The organism is Acinetobacter sp. MF4642 (assembly GCF_002018925.1).
GTDB classification, from domain to species: Bacteria; Pseudomonadota; Gammaproteobacteria; order Pseudomonadales; family Moraxellaceae; genus Acinetobacter; species Acinetobacter johnsonii.
The window spans coordinates 1-21,275 of record NZ_MVON01000041.1 but is presented as its reverse complement, the minus strand read 5'-3'; the positions used below and the strand labels follow the sequence as shown (position 1 = coordinate 21,275).

Here is a 21,275-nt window from a genome sequence, read left to right as displayed (position 1 = left end):
GGATAATCTTGTTCAGATTCAAGCAGCAAACGTACTGCTCGTTCTTTGATTTCTGCGGTGTATTTTAATCTTGTCATAGCGACATTCTCTCAAGAAAATGTGTCTCCTACAATCTCGGTACGGTTCAGTGATCTACTTTTATGAAGACTTAACTTCAACCCACTCTAAATAGCTCCGACCAGTTGCTCAAATAGGCAGGAGAGCGATTGCACTGATTCATTTGCCAAGGTTCTTTTTTCTCATGGCAAACCCCTAAAGAAATCATATTTTTACCAAAACGTTCAGTAATGGCATCCATGGTATTGAAGAGTTCTTCACGGTCATTTTTATGGCTATAGTCGGTAAAAAGATCATGCACAAATTTAGATTTATCTATAATTTCCAAAAGGACGATGCCCGCCTTTTTGTATTTAAACCCTGACTTGTAAATTTGGTCAATGCCTTTCATGGCCGCCTGTGTAATTTCAAGTAGATCATCGGTGTGTTCATGCATGTGTACAATGGTATAGGGCGAGTAATGTTCATTTTGGCTAAAACGACCTGTTTGAATATATACCCCGATCATTTTACAAATAGAGCCATCATGACGTAAGCGTTTAACAGCACTGGCAACATATAAGCGTACAGAGGCTTTGATGTCATCAATTTCATACACAGCTTGACCATATGAGCGACTACTAATAATTTGCTTATGCGCAACCTCATCACTTTCAATATTGATGCAAGACATCCCTTGAAGCTCACGGACAGTCTTTTCCATCACTATGCTAAATTGCTTTTTAATTTCACTCGGCTTGGAGTCGATCAAATCTAAAACCGTATAAATACCCATCGAGTTTAGCTTTTTGCAGTTCTGTCGACCGACGCCCCAGACTTCACCGACCTCCACATCTGCAAGCATGTATTCAGCAGTACATGGGTCCATGTGTGCCAAATTGCACACGCCATTTAACGCCTTATTTTTCTTGGCTAAATGATTGGCAATTTTGGCTTCTGTTTTAGAACGACCAATTCCAATACAGCAGGGAAGACCAAGCCACTGCCATGCCTTGTCTTTCATGTCTTTGGCATAGTCAGTGAGGTTAAATAAATGCTCATAAGCGGTTAGCTTTAAAAAACATTCATCAATGGAATAGATCTCTTGTTCATCGGCTGCCACATATTGCCCCAATAACTGCATGAAGCGGCGAGACATTTCCCCATATAAAGCATAGTTACTCGAAAACACTTGAATATTATGCTGCTGGACAAGTTCTTGAATTTGAAAAAAAGGGACAGCCATGCCAATGCCGAGATCCTTGGCTTCTTGGCTTCGAGCAACTACACAACCATCATTATTACTTAATACAATCACAGGGCGGTCATTGAGCTTTGGATTAAAGACGCGTTCACATGAGACATAGCAATTATTCACGTCAACGAGCGCGAATATTTCAGTTTCATTTTTCATATTGCTTCTTCTTATTATTCTTAACGGTGGTACAGACGTTTTAAGTTAAACGTCACCACTCCCCAAATGACAAAGGTTTGATTTTCTGTAGGAATAATATGTTCATACTCGGGGTTTTCAGCTTTTAGCCAAAGTTGAGGCAAAGGGTAGTTTTCATCTCCAAAAATGTCTTTGATGTCCGACTTTGACATTTTGTTTGTCATCATCAGTCTTTTAATAGTGGAGTCATTATTATCAATTAAAGCCACCACAATGTCGTAGTGTTTGGCTTCAATACTCCGATCAATAATAATCGGGTCATTTACTTCAAGACCTACGCCCAACATTGACTCACTGTCTACATGAGCGATGAACGTTGAAATGGGGTTTTGTATTAAGAATTCATTGAGATCGATGGCTTTGCCTTGCTCATCTTTAGTGCTGAACGCTGGGCCTGCTGGAATGCGTTCTAAAGAAACAGGAATAGAGACTTTGGACTGAGGTAGAACAGGAGTCAGCCTAAGTTGATCCGCAAGTTCAGCTTGCTGCACAATTTGTTCGAGCATGCTATTGATGGTGGGACTGGGTTTACCTTCTGGCCCCATGAGATCTTGTAAAGACGACCATGCGTCGTCCGAGAAGTAGATAGGTAACTTCTTTGACATGGTGAATACTCCTACGCTACAAGGCGTGTTTGGAAGTGGAATCTGTCTGTTTAGAATATGCTGATGTGGGTGAAAACTCAAATTTAAAAACACTGAATAAATAATGCTCCGTCAATTTTGGTCGCGGATAAGAAAAAGTAAGAAACTTTCTTTTAGATGATGAGTAGCCCTTTGATCAGGGCTATTATTGATGGTGATTATATTTTTAAGCCGATGATATAACTGAAAACTTAGGGATTAGTTCCTAAAAACTCAAAAGGTTTGGTGACTTTAAAGGATGCATTGGCTTTGCCTGCATATGTCATCGCTTGGTCTGGGCCAAGTTCTAACTTCTTGGTTTGACCATCTTTAAAGTTAATTTCCTTTAAATCGACCCAAAACACATTTGGTGAAACGGCAGATTCAAAGAAATATAAACCACGTTTATGATTGACCACCGTACGCCAACGGGTTGAGGAAATATTCGGCTCTTCTTCAGTGTTTAGGCCAAAAGGGACTGAGGTATTGCGGATGACACTAAATACACTGGCGAGCGAATGGTCTGGAGTTGCATTTTTTGGAATCGCATTGATATAAAAAGAAGCACGGGCAAAACGATCAGATGCGCGGTTAGTGCCTGGAAGCATGGTTGTGCCACCAATTTGCTTCCAATAGCTATTTAAAGCGAGCTGTTGATCAAAGGTTGGCGAGTTGGTCATCACTTGATACTGTCGACCATGATGAATGACTTGTTTACCGTTAATATACTCAATAATGGCACTATCACCCGTGGCATCGGAAATGGATAAATGCAGGGTAGCTAAACGTTTCTCACCCGTAACTTGGTCAGTCACAACGATGAAAGGCTCTTTTTCGAGTGCCTGAATGGCTTCATTCACTGTGGCATTTATCTAGGCTCTAGACTAGCAGAATAGATATGTTAGTCTAGAGCCATAAAAAAAGTGCGCCTGACATTGCTCCAAAGAGCATGACCCATAGTGGATGAATTTTTTTCACTAAGCTTAACCCCGTTGCCACGATAACGATCGCGATAAGTAACCAGTTCTGAGCAGATGCTGCGGCAATAATATAGGCACTGACCAAAACCAAGCCGACAGTAATTGGTTTCAGTGCTTTTTCAAACATGCTACGTAGCGGATGATCCTTAAACTGATTCCAAAACTTGAGTGCAAATATAGTCAGTACAGAAGAGGGCCCAAACTTCGCCAGTGAAGTCACAAACAGTCCAGCAGGTCCAGCCACATGCCAGCCGACCAGTGGCACAATCATCATATTGGGGCCTGGAGCCGCTTGCGCCATGGCAAACATGGTGCTGAACTCTGTAGCAGTAAGCCAACGATGCACTTCGACCACTTGATGTTGCATTTCAGGCAAAATGGCATTGCCGCCACCAAAGGCCAATATAGAAAGCTGGGTAAAAACGATAGCTAAGGTGATTAAAATCATGCGTTTTTTCCTCTTTTTTCAAGCTTAAGACTGCGACATTGATGCTGACTAAGATCAGTAACGTTAATGCCAAGGGAATCTTAATAATCAGCATAAAGACAATGGTCAGCGCAATGGTAAAGATCGTGAGGTAACTTTTCAGAATGGGTTTCAGCATTTTTAGCCCCATGGCAAACAGTAAACCTGCTGCTGCCGCTGCCAGTCCCTGTATCATATGCTGAATCACGGGGATACTTTGAAATTGGCTATAGAGCTGATACAGCAAAATCACAATCACCGTCGGTGCAAAAATTAACCCGAGAACGGCACTAATCGCACCTTTAACCCCCTGAAACTCATAACCAATCGCAACGGCCATATTAATGATGTTTCCTCCAGGGAGGATTTGACAGACACCCAATAAGTGCGTGAACTCTTCCGTGTTGAGCCATTTTTGGTCTTCTACAACCATTTGATGTGCAAGTGGCAATACGCCACCAAAGCCCATGAGTCCCAGCTTCATAAAGCCTGCAAATAATTCCCGTGAAGTTGGATGGGTTATTTGTTCAGCAGGGAGCACTTCAGTGTTCATGTCTTTCGCCTTTTGTTGAATGAGCTCAGTATGAACCTGTAGAGATATGTTGAAAAATGCTATTTTTAACGTTATATATACTAAAAAAGTATGTTTAATGGGGCAGACATGATCGATATTCATAAACTCAGAGCATTTGTTGCAGTGGTAGAAGAAAGTAATATTTCGCATGCTGCGGTACGTTTGAATATGCAACAACCACCGTTAACACGGATTATCAAAAGCTTGGAAGAGGAGCTGAATACTCAACTGCTAAAGCGTTTGCCACGCGGTGTTGAGGTGACAGAAGCAGGCAAGGTTTTGTACAAAGAAGCCCTTGCGATATTAGCGCATGCACAGTTGATTCCCAAACGTGTGCAGGATATTTCTTTGGGGGTCGAAGGTCAGATTAATATTGGCTTTACCAACTCGGTTGGCTTACATCCATTTTTACCGGCCTTGCTGCGTAACTTTCGGGAAACTTTTCCACGTGTTTCAATTCATCTGGAAGAAGATGGCAGTAGCTCGCTGATTGATTCCATTAGTAATGAAAAAAATGACATTGTGTTCTTACGCAAACCTGCACCGATTGGCCTTGGTTTAACCAGTCTACATGTACTAGATGAGCCGCTCATTGTGGCCTTACCCAACAATCATCCTTTGGCTGAACACGCCGAACCAATTCACTTGCTGGATCTTGAACCGCATGATTTTGTGTTATACCGACGTTTAGCTGGACAAGATTTATTCGATAATATTTTGGCCAGTTGTTACCAAGCTGGATTTAGTCCCAAAATTGTACAAGAAGCGCCACGTTTAACCTCAAGCTTAAACTTGATTGCTGCAGGGATTGGTTTATCCATTGTGCCTGAGGCCATTCGTGACTTTTGGAATAAGCAGATTGTTTATAAAACGCTTAAGGCCAATAACCCATGTATTGCGCCGATTTATGCAGTGTATAAAGAAAATATAGACAATGTCCGTTTGCAACACATCTTAAAGCTATTGCAATAATCTGTTGAATATTGAGCACCTTATTCTGCCTGACAAGAGCCGGCTTAAAGTACTAAGGTAGAGTGATGATGTGTTGTATTTAAAGTTTTATACCTATAACGAATGCTCGTATGGAGCAAAATATAATATTTAGCAATATGAGGTGTTTAACCCATGCTTTTTAATAAAGTTTCTTTTGTACTTACGGCTCTACTTTCTTCCTCTGTGGTACTGATGAGTGGTTGTACAACCAGCCCGTCTAGCAGCGTTTCAAGTACACAACAACAGACGCAAAATGCCTTATTGGTCTATGGTGGCCCCATTTTAACCATGCAAGGCATGCAGCCCAGCTATGTCGATGCCATGTTAATTCAAGATGGAAAGATCCGCTATACAGGCACATTGTCTGAGGCTGAAAAGCTTGCGCCACAGGCTAAACGTTTGAACTTGAATAACAAGACCGTCATCCCAGGCATCATCGATGCACATAGTCATTTAAACTCTGTCGGTATGCAGCAAACTGTGGCAAATTTATATCCGCCGCCAGATGGCAAGGTGGTGAGTATTGCCACACTTATCCAAGAAATGAATGCGTGGGCGAAGCAAAATCCAACTTTTGTCCAAGCGACTTCTGGCTGGATTATTGGCAATGGTTATGATGATGCCCAGCTACAAGAGAAAGCTCATCCAACAGCCACAGATTTAGATCAGATTTCAACGACTCAACCTGTACTGATTTTGCATCAGTCAGGGCATTTGGCCTCTGTTAATCACAAAGCGCTAGAGTTGTTAGGCATTAATGAAAAAAGTAGCAACCCCAGTGGTGGTGTGATTCGACGCGTAGTAGGGACAAATATTCCAAATGGTGTACTGGAAGAAAGTGTTGTGATTGAGGCCATGCTACTGGCGTTTAAAACGGTCCCACCTGAAATGATGCAGCAGATGGCGTTGACTGCGGTACAAACCTATATGAAAAATGGTTATACCACAGTACAAGAAGGACGAGCTGATCGTGGTACTTCAGAACTTTGGCGTAGTTTGGCTAATCAAAAAAAATTAGCCATCGATGTCGTCTCTTATCCTGATATTAGTTCTGAACAGGCGTATATGCTCGAAAAAGGAGTAAGCAAAAACTATGTCAATCACTTTAGAATTGGTGGTGTGAAAATTAGCTTAGATGGTTCACCCCAAGGTAAAACAGCATGGTTAACTGAACCCTATGTGGTTCCGCCTGAAGGGAAAGATAAGAACTATCGTGGCTATCCTGCATTTCCAGAGCAAAAAACAGTCCAGCACATGATTGACTTGGCTTTTGAGCACCAATGGCCAATTTTGGCACATGCCAATGGTGATGCCGCGATTGATCAATACCTTAATGTGATTGCCAATGCGCAAAAGAAATATGATGCCTCACAGCGACGAGATGTGATTATTCATGCGCAAACCATGCGAGAGGATCAACTGGATCGGGCGAAACAGCTTCACCTGATTCCCTCATTTTTTTCTTTACATACTTACTACTGGGGTGACTGGCATGTAGCACAAACCTTAGGGGAAAAGCGTGCTGAACACATCTCACCAACAGGTTCGGCCTTAAGAAAAGGCATGATTTTCACCGAGCATCATGATGCCCCTGTTATCCCACCGAAAAGCATGATGGTGCTGGATGCAACCGTTAATCGCATCACGCGAACAGGCAAAGTTTTGGGTGAGGCACAAAAAGTCAGCCCGTATATCGCACTTAAAACGATGACGGACTGGGCTGCATATCAGTATTTTGAAGAAGATATCAAAGGCACATTAAGTACTGGGAAATACGGTGACTTTGTTGTTTTAAGTGACAATCCAATCACAATTGATCCGTCTAAGATCAAAGACATCAACGTTCTTGCAACCTATAAGCAAGGACAGTTGGTTTATCAAAGATAAAGTTGTTTAGCGGCTTGTAAACCTGCGACTGAAAAGGTCATGAGATGTTTGACTAAAAGCGCCGGTTCAAGCTTGGAGACATTTTTAAGTGGGCTTGGCCCATTTGCATCTGCCAAAATCAGCATCATACAGGGCGCGACTGTACTGAGTACACAAGGCAAAAGTGCAGGGTGATTTTCATCGATACCTGAAACTTGGCTAATAATTTTTTTAACCAAAAGAAACTTTCGCGCACCATCATTTTGCATAAACGTGTATAGGTGGGTGGTCGGTGAAAAAAGTTCACGAACAAACACTTTGCTATGCCAGACATCGGTTTCAACCAGCTTACCGATTAGGCTTTCAAAAAAAGCTTCCAGTTTTTCAGTAGGCGTTTTAGAGCTGTTAAGCAAGGTCAAGAGTTCTTGTTCATCAATATAATGCGTATGTGCTTCGGCAAGTACGGCACGATATAAGCCATCACGACCATCGAAGTGATAGTTAATGGCAGCCAAATCGACTTCGGCCAGCTTGGCAATGGCTTTACTCGTGGTTTTTGCAAAACCATCCTGAGCAATTAGGCGGCCAGCAGCATCCAAAATTTTCGATTTGGTTAAATCACCATCGCTACGTCCAGCTCTAGACATTATTTACTCTGCATCAAAATTTAGACTTGAAGTATATCTTTCTTAATTGAATTGTTATAGTTTAAATTAAATTTAAACTTGTATTAAAACTAAGCGAAGGTTTGGTGTACATGAACAAAAGTAAGTTCATACTGCTGGTTGGGGTATTGCTGATTGCTGTAGCGGCTGCATTTTTGTGGTTCAGTCGAGACAAAGCCGATCCCGATCATCTGGTGCTATATGGCAATGTCGATATTCGACAAGTCTCGCTGGCATTTGAAACGGCTGGACGTATTCAAAGCTTGGCTGTTCAAGAAGGTGATCGCGTTCAAAAAGGTCAGGTTCTTGCCGAACTGAATACCGACTCGCTGACTATACAAGCACAGCAAGCCCAAGCACAGTTACAAGTTCAACAGCAAACCTTAAATGAACAAGCTGCGGGCAATCGACCTGAAGAGATTACCCAAGCGAAAGCGAAAGTACAGTCTGCCCAAGCCCAATTTGAAAATGCCGATAAACAATACCAGCGTTTAAATGTCTTAAATCGGAGTACTGCGGGTCAAGCGGTGAGTAAGCAAGAGGTTGATGCTGCAAAAAGCAATATGAAAATGGCGGAAGCGGCTGTAGGTGAAACCAAAGCCAACCTAGAGCTACTTTTGAAAGGTGCGCGCACAGAAGATCGTGAAGCGGCTAAAGCACAATATGAATCGACCAAGGCCAATCTTGATTTGATTGATTACCAAATTACTCAAAGTAAGCTGCTGGCACCTGTTAATGGCGTAATTCGTGCACGTTTACAAGAAGTCGGCGACATGACGACTTCAAACAAGTCCGTCTATACCATTGCCCTGATCCATCCTAAATGGGTGCGTGTTTATGCCAGTGAAATGGATCTTGGGCATATTAACATGGGCGCAGCAGCACAAGTCATTCGTGACTCACAACCGAATCAGCCCATCACAGGAAAAATTGGTTATATCTCATCTGTGGCGGAATTTACCCCGAAAACGGTACAGACCGAAGATATTCGCACGACTTTGGTGTATGAAGTCCGTATTTATGTCGATGACCCGAATGACCAACTGAAGATGGGACAACCTGTAACGGTGAACATAGCCAAATCATCGCGTCCAACTGCCAAGAACAATCCTTAGGGCAGGGGAGTATGTCGATGTCAGTAGAGAGCATTGTGATTGCCACGGATTTAAACAAAACCTTTAAAACAGAACAAAAAGGTTTAAATGATGTGCAGGCTTTGCAAGGCATAAATATGCAGATCAAGGCAGGACAACTAACGGCTTTGGTTGGGCCTGATGGTGCTGGTAAAACCACATTTTTAAGATTGATCGCAGGTTTATATAAGCCAACCGCTGGAAGCTTAGAGGTCTTAGGGATGGATGTCGCCAAAGACCCGCAATCTGTGCAAGATCGTATCAGTTACATGCCGCAAAAGTTTGGTTTGTATGATGACCTCAGTATTCAAGAAAATTTAGACTTGTATGCGGATTTGCATGGCGTGCCAATGGACGTTCGCAAGGAGCGTTTTGCACGTTTGCTCAAGATTACCGACTTGGCGCGCTTTACTGAACGTCCCGCAGGAAAACTCTCTGGGGGCATGAAGCAGAAGTTAGGTTTGGCCTGCACTTTAGTGCGTTCACCTGAACTATTGCTGCTGGATGAACCAAGTGTCGGTGTCGATCCACTCTCGCGCCGTGATTTGTGGATCATCATTGAACAGTTGGTGAGGGAGGAGAACTTAAGTGTCATCCTCAGTACTGCGTATATGGATGAAGCTGAACGCTGTCATCAGGTTTATGTCATGTTGGATGGACAAGTCTTAAAGCAAGGTACACCCGACGAACTGACGGCTCAGGCACAGGGACAAACATGGCAAGTAAAACCCAGTCCCAACATGAAGGCACGGGTATTACAAGCACATTTACTCGATAATCAACATTATATTGCCGATGCAGTTCCCAAAGGAGATGTAGTGCGTTTTATTACGCGAACTGAAAGCCCATCACTCCCAGCAGATCTTTTGCCCAAAGGCGTTGTTGCAGAACCGAGGCCAGCAGAGCTAGAAGATGCATTTATGTTGCTTTTACATGAGGCGAAACATACTCAAAAAACGGTATTGGCACAGGAAAATTCAGCTTTAGACCCTTCAAAACCATGGATAGAAAATTCTGATCCACCACAAGTGAAAACAAAGCAGAATGTAAAACAGCAGCTCGAAAAACCTGTGATTGTGGTGAAGGATTTGGTACGCACCTTTGGTGATTTTACCGCCGTGGCCAGTACCTCGTTTGATGTATCTCGAGGCGAAATTTTTGGTTTACTTGGCCCTAATGGTGCAGGTAAGACCACAACGTTTCGTATGCTTTGTGGTTTGCTGCCCGCCAGCAGTGGTGTGTTGGAAGTGGCAGGCATGAATTTGCGCACAGCTCGTGCACAGGCAAGGGCAAAAATTGGTTATGTATCGCAGAAGTTTGCCCTGTATGGCAATTTGAGTGTGCTGGATAACTTAAAGTTCTTTGGTGGTGCTTATGGCTTATCGGGCAAACAGTTAAAGCAGCAAATTGATAAAGCATTGCTTCAGTTTGAACTTAAGCCATACGCAAAAAGCGGTGATCTACCAAATGGTTTTAAACAGCGTTTGTCGATGGCAGCAGCACTGTTACATCAGCCTGAAATTGTATTTTTGGATGAACCGACCAGTGGTATTGATCCGTTAGCAAGGCGCTCTTTTTGGTACACCATTGGAGAGCTAGCGAACCAAGGCATGACCATTATTGTGACTACACACTTTATGGAAGAAGCTGAATACTGTGATCGGATTGCGATTCAAGATGCAGGGAAATTGTTGGCGATTGGCACACCTCAACAGATTCGTGGGATGGCACAGTTAGAGGGTGTAAATGATATGAATGGCGCTTTTATTGCCATCGTTGAACATTCCCGTGCAGACATGCAGGCTTACTGAGGAGCGTCAGATGAATCATTTCTCAGCTTTCTGGACACGACTGTTTGCCTTGACACGTAAAGAATCCAAACAGCTGCTTCGTGATAAAAGTAGTATGGCGATCGGTTTCATTTTACCGATTATTTTAATTTTGCTGTTTGGTTATGGACTGTCTTTCGATTTAACCAACGGACGAGTAGGGGTGGTGGAGCAACAACCCACGCCACAGAGTCAGCAACTGATGAGTGGCTTAAACGGCTCTAGATACATTACCGTCAAGTACTATCCAAGCTTTAGCCCAGCTGAAGCCGCAATGGGCAAGGCTGAAATTGATGCCATCATCAATATACCCAGCAACTTTGCGGAGCAATATACAAAGGGAGTGGGTGTTGTTCAGGTCATTACCAATGGCCGTTCGACCAGTATTGCTTCGGCTTTGCAGGGTTATATTACCAGTGCGCTCAATACCGCCTGCTTGATACAAGCAGACCGAACAAATGCAGCTTCAACGGGTGGCATTATCACGGTTGAACAACGTATGTGGTTTAACGAGTCTGCAAATAGCACATGGTTTTTAGTGCCGGGTTTAATTGTCCTAATTTTGACCTTGGTTGGCGCATTTTTAACTGGCTTGCTGATTGCACGAGAGCGTGAGCGTGGCACTTTAGAAGCATTATATGTTACGCCCGTAAGTCCTCTAGAAATTGTACTTTCAAAACTGGCGCCCTATATCGTGATTGGGATGATCGATATTGTGATGTGCTTAGTTGCAGCACATGTTCTGTTTGATGTACCCATTCGCGCATCACTGCTCTCTGTCATGAGCGCTTCTTTTTTATATTTAATGGTGTCGTTACTGCTGGGTCTGATGATTTCAGGCCTCTCCAAAAGTCAGTTTCAAGCCAGTCAGATGGCACTACTGGCCAGCTTCATGCCCGCTTTGATGCTTTCAGGTTTTGTGTTCGATACACGAAACTTACCGCTAATTGTGCAAATTATTAGTAATGTCTTACCTGCAACGCACTATATGACTTTGATTAAAACATTATTACTCGGTGGTGATGATTGGTCTTTGTGGTTTAAAGAATGTGGCATTTTATTGATTTATATCGTGCTATTCACAGCAATGACCGCGCGTACACTGAAAAAGCGCTTGGGCTAACGAAAGGAAAAATGGTGTTATGACAACGTTAATGCGCTGGTTTCGTTATCTTTGGGTGCTGATCCGAAAAGAGTTTTTAGCCATTTTAGCCGATCCTGCAAATCGGGTGACCTTAATCGCGCCTGTATTTATCCAAGCGGTCTTGTTTGGTTATGCCGCAAGTTATGATGTCAATCATGTTGATTATGTTGTGCTGGATCAAAGTCGAAGCCAAAGCTCACAACAAGTTTTAGCACATTTAGATGGTTCAGGAATTTTTAAACGAACAGCAGATTTGCAAAATAATCAACAAATCCAGCACGTCATTAATGATCGAACAGCCTTGGCGGTCATCACCATTCCTGCTGATTTTGAGGATAAGCTCAATAGTCAAGAGTCTTCGCCGATTCAAGTGATTCTAGATGGGAGAAACTCATCGACCGCAAGTATAGCGGGCTCTTACATCAGCAGTGTGGTGGGGCAGGTCAATCAAGAACGTTTGGGAACCAACTCCGCGATCACGATACAAGCGCGGACATGGTATAACCCGAATGTCGAGTCGAGATGGGGTATCATGCCATCTCTGATTGCAACTTTAAGTATGATGCAGACATTATTACTTTCGGCACTTTCAGTAGCACGCGAGCGTGAACAAGGGACTTTTGATCAGCTATTAGTTACACCTTATACCCCGACGCAGATTATGATTGGGAAGGCCATTCCGCCGATTATTATTGGGGTTATTCAATCTTCCATTATTTTGGCGATTATTCTATTCTGGTTCCAGATCCCGATGAATGGCTCCTTGGCCTTACTTTATTTTGGATTATTTGCCTTTAACATTGCTGTTGTAGGTGTGGGACTGTCGATTTCAGCGATTGCACTCAATATGCAACAAGCCATGCTGTATACTTTCTTTTTGATCATGCCTTTAACGCTTTTATCAGGCTTACTAACTCCTGTACAAAATATGCCTGAATTATTGAATTGGCTGACTTATGCCAACCCGCTACGCTTTGGCATCGACTTGGTACAACGGGTGTATTTGGAAGGTGCGAGTTTTGCGCAAGTGAAATGGGACTTTGTACCGATGTTGATATTAGCCATAATTACCTTGCCTTTGGCTGCGTGGTTATTTCGAAATCGTTTGTCATAATAGTGTGATATCTCTATGTCTCACTTATCGATACAGACTGTGATTCGGCGTTTGACGTTAAATAATGCAATCAATATCGGTTCATGATTAAAAAAAACGATTTTTGCATTGTATTTCTAGCTTAAGCTTTTTATTATTGCCCGCTTGTTTTCGCGATCAGCTTGGAATGGAACCTTGAGTAATTTTCTAACCGAACACCTGATTCATCGAGATGAAGACTTTATGGTCATCCATAAGCCTGCAGGTATACTCACCGTTCCGGGGAAGACAGAAGACTTACAAGATTGTATGATCAATCGTTTAGTCAAACTAGAACCTAAAACACTCCTGATCCACCGTCTTGATCGTGATACCTCTGGTATCTTGGTTTTTGGTCTCAGTCGTTGGGGACAAAAATCCATTTCTCGTCAGTTTCAAGAACGCCAAACCGATAAAACCTATCAAGCGATTGTGGCTGGCCATTTAGATGGTCAGGGCACTGTTGATGTACCTGTCATTTATGATCCATCCCGTCCACCGTTACATATTGCAGAGCCCAGTCATAACAAGCCTGCTGTGACAGAGTGGAAAGCCATTGAACATTTTGAAATACAGGGTCAGCCCGTGACTCGTGTGGCGCTCACCCCTATTACAGGGCGTTCGCATCAACTTCGTGTACATATGCAGTTTTTAGGTCATCCTATCGTGGGAGATACGCTTTATGCTGCGCCTGACCAGCAAGATTTGATGCCGCGTTTGTGTTTACACGCAGAGCGTTTGAGTTTTCATCATCCCCAAACCGATGAACGTATCGAATTTATTTGTCCAGTACCATTTTAAGTACGTGGAATCATCAAATTTGCTCACTTTTTTAGTGAGCTTTATGTCAAAATATATTGCTTAAAGGTGTATAATTTTGCTCAAATATCAAACAATGTTTGAGCATTAAATTTGCAGTCCTAACTTGTAGATAAAGGTGGAAAAATTGCAGCAGTTTGCTATTGGTCAACGTTGGTTATCAGATACAGAAACGGAACTAGGTCTAGGAGTTCTTATTGATGTAGATGAGCGATCTGTCAGCATCTTATTCCCTAAAAGTGATGAAACACGTGTATATGCACGGAATAATGCACCTTTATCACGTATCATTTTTAACGTGAACGATGAATTACAAGATCAAGAAGGCACCAAGTGGACGGTTGAATCACATGAAGACCGTCATGGTGTGGTGCGTTATAACGTTGTTCGTCGCTTAGAAGATGGCACGGAAGAACGTAAATCACTGAATGAGACTCGCATTGGCGCTCAAATTCAGCTGTCTAAACCGCTTGATCGCTTATTGGCAAGTCAAATTGACTATAAAGAATGGTACGACTTACGTATTGAAGCGATGCTGATGCAAGCCAATATGAAGTCGAGTCCACTGCGTGGTATGGTCGGTTCACGTGTCGGTCTGATTCCTCATCAGCTGTATATTGCACACGAAGTAGGTCAGCGTTTTGCTCCCCGTGTTCTTTTAGCTGATGAAGTGGGCTTAGGTAAAACCATTGAAGCTGGATTGATCATCCATCAACAGCTTAAAACGGGTCGTTCAGAACGTATCCTAATTTTGGTGCCCGATTCACTGCAATATCAGTGGATGATTGAAATGCGTCGTCGTTTCAATTTGAACTTCTCATTATTTGATTTAACCCGTACGGCTTCAATTAAAGAACATGATCCTGAACTGAATCCATTCCTGACTGAACAATGCATTATTGCGTCAATCGATTTGATGATTGACCATGATGACTTGCGTGAACAGGCCCTAGAAGCTGGTTTTGACCTGTTAGTGGTCGATGAAGCACATCACTTGATGTGGAATGAAGAAGACGGTGGTAATGATCGTTACGACTTGATCGAAGAGTTAGCAGAAAAAACACCGGGTGTTTTACTGTTAACGGCAACCCCAGAACAGCTGGGTGTGGAAAGTCACTTTGCGCGTTTACGTTTACTTGACCCACAGCGTTTTAGTTCGCTGGATCGTTTCTTAGATGAAGAAACCCAATATCAACAAACTGCAAAAATTGCTGAAGTACTGATGTCAGATATGCCACTTGAAGAAGGGCATTTGGCTGCATTAGAAGGTTTGCTAGGGCATCGCATTGAAGATGCACCAGAACAACGTTTCCGTGCCATTCATGAGCTTTTAGACCGTCATGGTACAGGGCGTATTTTGTTCCGTAACACCCGTGAGGCCATTCAAGGCTTCCCAGGTCGTGACTGTCAACCTGCGCCTTTGCCTGCACCAGAAAATTGGTCTAAAGACGGTAAATTGCGTGAACAAATGTGGCCAGAAGAAGCGCAGCTTGACGGTGCGTGGATGGAAGCTGACCCGCGTGTCATGTGGCTCATGGAAAAACTACGTACAGACTTAAAACACAAAAAAGTGTTGCTCATTGCACGTAGTGGTCCTGTGGTTGAAGCGCTTGAAAACGTACTCCGTTTACATGCGGGTATTCGTACTGCAATGTTCCATGAAGGCATGAGTTTACTTGAGCGTGACCAAGCGTCGGCTTATTTTGCTGAAGAATCTTATGGTGCACAAATTTTACTGTGCTCTGAAATTGGTTCTGAAGGTCGTAACTTCCAGTTTGCATCAGATTTGATTTTATTTGACTTGCCTGCGAACCCAGATGTACTTGAACAACGTATTGGTCGTTTAGACCGTATTGGTCAAGAAAACCGGATTCAAATTCATGTGCCGTATCTAATTGGTACAGCGCAAGAACGTATGTTCCGTTGGTATAACGAAGCATTAAATATTTTCAGTAATATCTCGCCAACTGCTCAAACTTTACAAGAAAACTTTATTGTTGAATTGAAAGATTGTTTACTGACAGATAAAGGTCAGCAGTTTGATGACTTACTCGAAGCAGTTAGCGTACAACGTGAAGCGTTAGAAGCAGAGTTACAATCAGGTCGCGACCGTTTGCTTGAATACAACTCTTGTCGTCCAATTGTGGCGCAAGAAATTGTACAAGCACTTGAGTCTTATGATGACAATACCACTTTGCCAATGTTTATGAAGCGCTTTATGGCATCGACAAATATTGATTTTGACGAGCAAAGCAACGGTACAGTCATCATTAAACCAACCGATCAAATGCAAGTTCAAGGTTTAACCTTGGACGAAGAAGGCATGACTGCAACATTCTACCGCGATCAAGCTCAGATACGTGAAGATGCTCAGTATTTAACCCTTGAACATCCATTTACTGAAAGTGTGATGGAAATGATTAACACTCAAGGTTTTGGTAGTACCAACGTTGCAGTGTTGAAGTCAGCGGCTTTACCACAAGGTTCGGTGTTGTTAGAAGTGTGGTTTAAGGTCGATGTAGTTGCACCGAAAGCATTGAATTTGCCTTCAAGCTTACCGCAGCAGCTGGTTCGCGTTTTGTTGAGTGAAAAGGGTCAAGACCTGTCGCAGAAAATTGCCCCTGAAATCTTAAAACCATATTTACATCATTTGGATGGTAATAGCTGTCGTCAAGTCGTGAAAGCACGCCGTGAAGTGATTGAACAGCGTTATATACAAGCTTTAGAGCTTGCACGTGCGGCTTTACCGAGCTTTGTGCAACAAGCGAAAGAAGTCTACGGCAGTAAGTGGCAATACGAAATTGACCGCCTGACTTACTTAAAGCAGTTTAATCCGAGTATTCGTGAAGATGAAATTTCACGTCTACAAAAACTGCAAAAAGAAGGTCTTGGTTTGCTAGATGGCCTATCGGTTACACCAGAAGCAATTCAAGTGATGGTTGTGGTTAAACCATAATTGGAATTGCTGTATGAAAAGCACCTTCGGGTGCTTTTTTAATGAGTCCTTTAAAAAATGGATGTCTAAGTTGTATTTGAAAAGTAATCCATTGAAATTTTAAGCGCTTGCTTATGCTAGAATTTTCGCCATTAAAACTCTAACGTTTCGAACAATAAATTATGTCTAAAGCTCTAGTAACAATGGGTTCAAAAACAACACATGGTGGCATCGTCACTGAGTGTGAAAATAGTTTTGTGATCAATGGCATTGCTGTGCATTTAAATGGAATGAAGCACTTTTGTCCTAAGTGTCGAATGGTGGTTTCTGCGATTGCCGCAGATCAGAGTACAACGGTCTTGGGACGTGCTGTGGTGATTGCAGGAGACAAAACCAACTGTGGCGCTACTTTTTTAGCTAATCAGAACTTAACTGTTTCTGCAAAGTGATCTCAGATCTATCCCAGAATATTTTTAAAAATTGGCCGAAGTGATCAAAGTTCATGACTTAGGGTTCATCCTGCGCCATTTCGTTTAGTTTGAAAAACGATTATGGTAAATAGGCTATAAAACAATAGATCTGAATGACATGAGCAAACCAGCCTTACACTTTACCCATGCAAACGGCATTCCTTCGGGCAGCTATCAAAAATTTTTCCAGTTTTTGAATAAAGATTTTGATGTCAAAGCGATCCCGATGATTGGCCTAGATCCGCACTATCCTGTGGAATACCGTTGGGAAGCGTTGGTGGATCAAGTTATTTCAGATATTGAACAGCAGTTTTCACGGCAACAAGTGATTGGTTTAGGGCATTCTTTTGGCTCTTTACTTACACTTATGGCGGCTTATAAAAAACCACAGTTGTTTTCGCAAGTGATTATCATGGACCCACCGTTTGTGATTGGTTCTAAGGCCTTTTTATTTGAAGCGTTACAAAAGCTGGGATCAAAGTCCATTGAAAAACTCACCCCAGCCGCAGTGACTGTCAAGCGTCGTGATCATTGGGAAAGTATTGAACAGGCCAGTCAGGCGCTCAGACCGAATCGTATTTTTAAAGACTTTGATGAACAGTGTTTTGCGGACTTTATAGCGTGTGGTTTAAAAAGTGATCCGACTCGAAATGGGGTGACGCTAACCATTCCCAAACATACTGAAGCTGAGATCTTCAGGACAGTGCCTGCATGGTGGTGGCGTACCCCACGCAAAGCACCTGATATGCCGATTCATGTGTTGACTGCAAAAGATAGCCATTTCTATAAGCAAGGTTTACCCCAAGGGATGAAAAAAACCTATGCGATTGAGTATAGCGTGCTTGAAGGTGGGCATATGTTTCCACTGGAACAACCGAAACAGACCGCTGAATTTGTGCAACAGCTCATTAAAGAGCAACAGCGAAACAAATAAGAAGATATTTCAGCGAATCTGTTGGGTGTAATCACAGATTAGCGAATCATCGCTTCATCCAAATGGCGTGAACCTTCCAAAATCATGCGAATCATGATCATGGTTTGTTCAGCCATTTTTTTACGCTCTACACTTGGCATATCAATCACTTTGGCACCCATATTGAAAACCAATTGGGTGATTGCCATGGACACCAATTCAGGGTGGAAGAGTTTGCTATTATTTAAACGTTCTAAACGAATTAAATCATCTTTGAGTTCTTGTTGGAAATAATTCAACTGTCTTTCGACCGCATTTTTATAAGATGCTGAACCCGTATATGCTTCGCGTAATAGCAGGCTTAAGTTGCCGTCATCCGCATCTAGTTGTTCAATAAAAACTTCGACTGAGCTACGAATAATACTTTCTTGGCGAATGGCCTTAATCCGTGCTTCATGCAAAATTTGGCGTAGCACAACACCTGCACGTTCAATCAACTCAATAGCAAGTTCATCGGTATCTTTAAAATGACGATAAAAACTATTCGGCGCAATCCCTGCTTCACGTGCGACTTCGCGCAAACTGAGGGATGCAATACTTTTTTCAGGACCAATCAAATTTAAAGCAGCTTGAAACAGTTCATCTTTTGTAATCGTTGCTTTTCGACCAACACTACGTGCAAGCACTGGTGCATGTTTTTTTGAAGCTTCATGCTCTGTGTTGGTTGTATGGGTTTGAATGGTGGTCGGTGTCATATTTATCAAGCAATTAAATCAATCGGTTCATTATAGCCCCACTGGTCGGCATTGTGAAACGAAACGAAACAATCAGATTATATATACAAATATATATACATGTGTATAATAATTCAAAATCTATGGCGTGGTCCTTTACTATGCAGATCCTTGAAAAAACTAAATCTCCTTTAACTGAGTATGCTGAGAGTGTTATCGACCGACACACAGCTAACTTTTGGCTTCAAAAAATCAACCCACTTTGGTCGATACACCAAGCTTTGGGTAAAGTGGTAAAAAAAGAGCAAGTTGCACACGATATGGTGAGTTTAACGCTGCAAATCAACCGTCACTTTCAAATGGGGCAAGCGGGGCAACACCATCCTGTATATGTCGTGGTTCAAGGCGTACGTTATGAACGTACCTATAGTTTGACCCAGATTGATGCGCAACATGTCTTACTGAATGTAAAAATGGTAGACCAAGGCAAGGCAAGTCATTGGCTATGTGAGCAGGCTCAAATCGGCGATGTTTTAGAATTCGGTCAGCCTTATGGCGATATGCAATTGACTGTAAATGATCAACAGTTAATTTTACTTGCTGCGGGCAGTGGTATTACCCCCATGCTGAGTTTACTGAAACGTTTAGAGAAGACCGCTAAGCTTAAAAAGCAGCCTGTACATTTGATGTATTGGGTGAAAAAACATACTGATGCAGCTTTCAAAGCATATTTTGAGCAACTAGCAGCACAATACTCAAACTTCACATTCAGCATGTTTTATACCCAAGAGTCAGATGAAGGTGAGCGTTTAAACCAAAACCATATGTCTGGATTGGATCAGCTTGAAAATGCAACGGTATATGCATGCGGCCCTTCAGGTTTTGTGGCTACGGTTGAGCAGCTTTTCGCTCATGCCAACACCTTAAAAACTGAAGCGTTTAGCATGAGTCCATTTGCAAATGATGATGTTGGTTTTGTGAATATTACCTTAACAAAGTCGAAGAAAATTTTAAGCATTCCAAAAGGCCAATCCATTCTTACAAGTTTGGAACAGCAAAATGTGAAGCCTCAACATGGCTGCCGTATGGGAATCTGTAATAAATGTGCCTGCAACAAAGTGGAAGGTTCGACCAAAAACTTGGTCAATGGTGCACAAAACTCTGAGCCTGGAAATTTTCTAAAAATCTGTGTCAACACGGCACAAACCGATCTAATTGTTGATTTATAAGGGGAATAAATACAATGAATATGCCTGTTAAAGTTGAATATTTTAAAAACCCGAAGAATCGTGAGTTAACGACATTTGAGTTAGATGAGCTTGCACGTGAGCTAGATGCCATTAAGCAAGAAGTACTGGATGATATTGGCGAAAAAGATGCACAATATATTCGTCGTGTCTATGCAGCGGTGCGTTATGCGTCTATCGCAGGTCGTGCATGTTTATTTGCCGGTTGGTTCCCACCAGCATGGGTGTTGGGCACGGGCTTGCTGAGTTTTGCCAAAATCATGGAAAACATGGAGTTGGGTCACAATGTAATGCACGGTCAATATGACTGGATGAACGACCCTAAGTTTAATGGTCAAAACTATGAGTGGGACATCGTAGGTACAGCAGATAACTGGCGTCAGACCCATAACTACAAGCATCATACCTACACCAACATTAAAGGGATGGATGATGACATTGGCTATGGTCTGCTTCGATTATTCCCTGAACAACGTTGGAAGCCGGGCTTTTTATTGCAACCGATTTATAGCATTCCATTTTGTTTGTTGTTCCAATGGGGCGTTGCGATCCAAAACTTGGAATTAGGCAAATACTTCAAGGGGCGTAAAAGCAAAGCACAGACTTTAGCTGAATGGAAACCTATGCAGCGCAAAATTGGTAAACAATTGTTTAAAGATTATGTGTTTTTCCCACTTATTGCAGGACCTGCGGCGTTGCCTGTGTTTACAGGGAATTTAGTTGCAAATGGTATCCGTAATATGTGGACATTTAGTGTGATTTTCTGTGGTCACTTCACCAAAGACGTGGAAGTTTTTCCGAAAAAAGTACTGGAAAATGAAAGCCGTGGTCACTGGTACATGCGCCAAATTCGTGGTTCGTCAAATTTAACAGGTTCAGAAGCATTCCATATTTTGACAGGGCACTTAAGTCATCAAATTGAGCATCACTTATATCCAGATGTACCTGCGCGTCGTTACCGTAAAATGGCACCGAAAGTACAAGCAGTGTGTGAAAAGTATGGCATTAACTATAACAATGCCAGCTTAGTAAAACAGTATGGTAGCGTCATCAAACGTATTGTGAAATATGCGTTTCCCTTTAAAAAATAACAAAAAAAGCCACTTCATTTGAAGTGGCTTTTTTTGTTATTTACTTGTCCCGTCCTGAAATAAGTTTACACCTTTAAGAGGCTTATTTTATGGAACATGAACGAGAACAAAGAGTTAAACGTACACAAGGTGATTATAGCTTTGCCTTTAAAATGATGGTTGTACATGAAGT

17 protein-coding genes and 2 pseudogenes are annotated in these 21,275 nt (G+C 42.3%); 12 read left to right on the top strand and 7 right to left on the bottom strand.

Going from position 1 to position 21,275, the window contains the following annotated elements; all coding sequences use genetic code 11:
- Positions 1–154: 154 nt before the first annotated feature.
- The 5 genes and pseudogenes from MF4642_RS15175 to MF4642_RS15155 all read right to left on the bottom strand — a co-directional run.
- On the bottom strand, positions 155–1,450 hold the full coding sequence (locus tag MF4642_RS15175) for a Y-family DNA polymerase (protein ID WP_004693560.1): 1,296 nt from the start codon (positions 1,448–1,450) through the stop codon (positions 155–157).
- Between the two features lie 20 nt (positions 1,451–1,470).
- A complete protein-coding gene (locus MF4642_RS15170; RefSeq protein ID WP_004693559.1) occupies positions 1,471–2,094 on the bottom strand; it encodes a LexA family protein in 624 nt (207 codons plus the stop codon).
- Between the two features lie 230 nt (positions 2,095–2,324).
- Positions 2,325–2,978: pseudogene (locus MF4642_RS15165) on the bottom strand (linear amide C-N hydrolase); the annotation flags it as partial.
- A 40-nt stretch (positions 2,979–3,018) separates the two neighbouring features.
- Entirely contained in the window at positions 3,019–3,540 is a 522-nt protein-coding gene (locus MF4642_RS15160; protein WP_004693555.1) for a chromate transporter, read from the bottom strand.
- Positions 3,541–3,547: 7 nt separating this feature from the next.
- A pseudogene (locus MF4642_RS15155) lies at positions 3,548–4,111 on the bottom strand (chromate transporter); the annotation flags it as partial.
- Positions 4,112–4,219: 108 nt separating this feature from the next.
- On the opposite strand from MF4642_RS15155, the gene MF4642_RS15150 reads away from it, so the two are divergent.
- Complete coding sequence (locus tag MF4642_RS15150) at positions 4,220–5,104, top strand: LysR family transcriptional regulator (RefSeq protein WP_078426739.1); 885 nt, start codon at positions 4,220–4,222, stop codon at positions 5,102–5,104.
- Positions 5,105–5,257: 153 nt separating this feature from the next.
- The gene (locus MF4642_RS15145; protein ID WP_078426738.1) at positions 5,258–7,012 is read left to right on the top strand and encodes an amidohydrolase; all 1,755 of its coding nucleotides are present in this window, start codon (positions 5,258–5,260) and stop codon (positions 7,010–7,012) included.
- On the opposite strand, the gene MF4642_RS15140 is transcribed toward MF4642_RS15145, so the two are convergent.
- A complete protein-coding gene (locus tag MF4642_RS15140; protein ID WP_004693547.1) occupies positions 7,003–7,638 on the bottom strand; it encodes a CerR family C-terminal domain-containing protein in 636 nt (211 codons plus the stop codon). The two genes, MF4642_RS15145 and MF4642_RS15140, sit on opposite strands and share 10 nt — an antisense overlap.
- Before the next feature lie 110 nt (positions 7,639–7,748).
- Between MF4642_RS15140 and MF4642_RS15135 the strand changes: the two genes are divergently transcribed.
- The 8 genes from MF4642_RS15135 (at position 7,749) to MF4642_RS15100 (ending at position 18,052) form a co-directional block, all read left to right on the top strand.
- The gene (locus MF4642_RS15135) at positions 7,749–8,771 is read left to right on the top strand and encodes an HlyD family efflux transporter periplasmic adaptor subunit (RefSeq protein ID WP_078426737.1); all 1,023 of its coding nucleotides are present in this window, start codon (positions 7,749–7,751) and stop codon (positions 8,769–8,771) included.
- A gap of 17 nt (positions 8,772–8,788) precedes the next feature.
- Complete coding sequence (locus MF4642_RS15130) at positions 8,789–10,600, top strand: ATP-binding cassette domain-containing protein (protein WP_171262531.1); 1,812 nt, start codon at positions 8,789–8,791, stop codon at positions 10,598–10,600.
- A 10-nt stretch (positions 10,601–10,610) separates the two neighbouring features.
- On the top strand, positions 10,611–11,741 hold the full coding sequence (locus MF4642_RS15125; RefSeq protein ID WP_078426735.1) for an ABC transporter permease: 1,131 nt from the start codon (positions 10,611–10,613) through the stop codon (positions 11,739–11,741).
- Between the two features lie 19 nt (positions 11,742–11,760).
- Positions 11,761–12,876 carry an ABC transporter permease gene (locus MF4642_RS15120; RefSeq protein WP_078426734.1) on the top strand — a complete coding sequence of 372 codons (1,116 nt, stop codon included), beginning with the start codon at positions 11,761–11,763 and terminating at the stop codon, positions 12,874–12,876.
- A 174-nt stretch (positions 12,877–13,050) separates the two neighbouring features.
- Positions 13,051–13,695 carry an RluA family pseudouridine synthase gene (locus MF4642_RS15115; RefSeq protein ID WP_062034726.1) on the top strand — a complete coding sequence of 215 codons (645 nt, stop codon included), beginning with the start codon at positions 13,051–13,053 and terminating at the stop codon, positions 13,693–13,695.
- Between the two features lie 136 nt (positions 13,696–13,831).
- The gene (gene rapA, locus MF4642_RS15110) at positions 13,832–16,669 is read left to right on the top strand and encodes an RNA polymerase-associated protein RapA (RefSeq protein ID WP_078426733.1); all 2,838 of its coding nucleotides are present in this window, start codon (positions 13,832–13,834) and stop codon (positions 16,667–16,669) included.
- A gap of 161 nt (positions 16,670–16,830) precedes the next feature.
- Positions 16,831–17,097, top strand: a complete 267-nt coding sequence (locus tag MF4642_RS15105; protein WP_004980182.1) for a PAAR domain-containing protein — start codon at positions 16,831–16,833, stop codon at positions 17,095–17,097.
- Between the two features lie 139 nt (positions 17,098–17,236).
- A complete protein-coding gene (locus tag MF4642_RS15100; RefSeq protein ID WP_078426732.1) occupies positions 17,237–18,052 on the top strand; it encodes an alpha/beta fold hydrolase in 816 nt (271 codons plus the stop codon).
- Positions 18,053–18,090: 38 nt separating this feature from the next.
- Here the strand turns inward: MF4642_RS15100 and fabR are convergent, their stop codons facing one another.
- The gene (gene fabR, locus MF4642_RS15095) at positions 18,091–18,786 is read right to left on the bottom strand and encodes an HTH-type transcriptional repressor FabR (RefSeq protein ID WP_004693528.1); all 696 of its coding nucleotides are present in this window, start codon (positions 18,784–18,786) and stop codon (positions 18,091–18,093) included.
- Positions 18,787–18,926: 140 nt separating this feature from the next.
- On the opposite strand from fabR, the gene MF4642_RS15090 reads away from it, so the two are divergent.
- The gene (locus MF4642_RS15090) at positions 18,927–19,994 is read left to right on the top strand and encodes a ferredoxin reductase (protein ID WP_078426731.1); all 1,068 of its coding nucleotides are present in this window, start codon (positions 18,927–18,929) and stop codon (positions 19,992–19,994) included.
- Between the two features lie 14 nt (positions 19,995–20,008).
- Positions 20,009–21,103, top strand: coding sequence for a fatty acid desaturase family protein (locus tag MF4642_RS15085; protein ID WP_078389684.1), 1,095 nt, complete (start codon positions 20,009–20,011; stop codon positions 21,101–21,103).
- The last annotated feature ends 172 nt before the right edge of the window (positions 21,104–21,275 follow it).

Coding starts and splice junctions, on each gene's coding strand:
- MF4642_RS15175 (WP_004693560.1), bottom strand. CDS start 1,450: ATGAAAAATGAAACTGAAATATTCGCGCTCGTTGACGTGAATAATTGC.
- MF4642_RS15170 (WP_004693559.1), bottom strand. CDS start 2,094: ATGTCAAAGAAGTTACCTATCTACTTCTCGGACGACGCATGGTCGTCT.
- MF4642_RS15160 (WP_004693555.1), bottom strand. CDS start 3,540: ATGATTTTAATCACCTTAGCTATCGTTTTTACCCAGCTTTCTATATTG.
- MF4642_RS15150 (WP_078426739.1), top strand. CDS start 4,220: ATGATCGATATTCATAAACTCAGAGCATTTGTTGCAGTGGTAGAAGAA.
- MF4642_RS15145 (WP_078426738.1), top strand. CDS start 5,258: ATGCTTTTTAATAAAGTTTCTTTTGTACTTACGGCTCTACTTTCTTCC.
- MF4642_RS15140 (WP_004693547.1), bottom strand. CDS start 7,638: ATGTCTAGAGCTGGACGTAGCGATGGTGATTTAACCAAATCGAAAATT.
- MF4642_RS15135 (WP_078426737.1), top strand. CDS start 7,749: ATGAACAAAAGTAAGTTCATACTGCTGGTTGGGGTATTGCTGATTGCT.
- MF4642_RS15130 (WP_171262531.1), top strand. CDS start 8,789: ATGTCAGTAGAGAGCATTGTGATTGCCACGGATTTAAACAAAACCTTT.
- MF4642_RS15125 (WP_078426735.1), top strand. CDS start 10,611: ATGAATCATTTCTCAGCTTTCTGGACACGACTGTTTGCCTTGACACGT.
- MF4642_RS15120 (WP_078426734.1), top strand. CDS start 11,761: ATGACAACGTTAATGCGCTGGTTTCGTTATCTTTGGGTGCTGATCCGA.
- MF4642_RS15105 (WP_004980182.1), top strand. CDS start 16,831: ATGTCTAAAGCTCTAGTAACAATGGGTTCAAAAACAACACATGGTGGC.
- MF4642_RS15100 (WP_078426732.1), top strand. CDS start 17,237: ATGAGCAAACCAGCCTTACACTTTACCCATGCAAACGGCATTCCTTCG.
- fabR (WP_004693528.1), bottom strand. CDS start 18,786: ATGACACCGACCACCATTCAAACCCATACAACCAACACAGAGCATGAA.
- MF4642_RS15090 (WP_078426731.1), top strand. CDS start 18,927: ATGCAGATCCTTGAAAAAACTAAATCTCCTTTAACTGAGTATGCTGAG.
- MF4642_RS15085 (WP_078389684.1), top strand. CDS start 20,009: ATGAATATGCCTGTTAAAGTTGAATATTTTAAAAACCCGAAGAATCGT.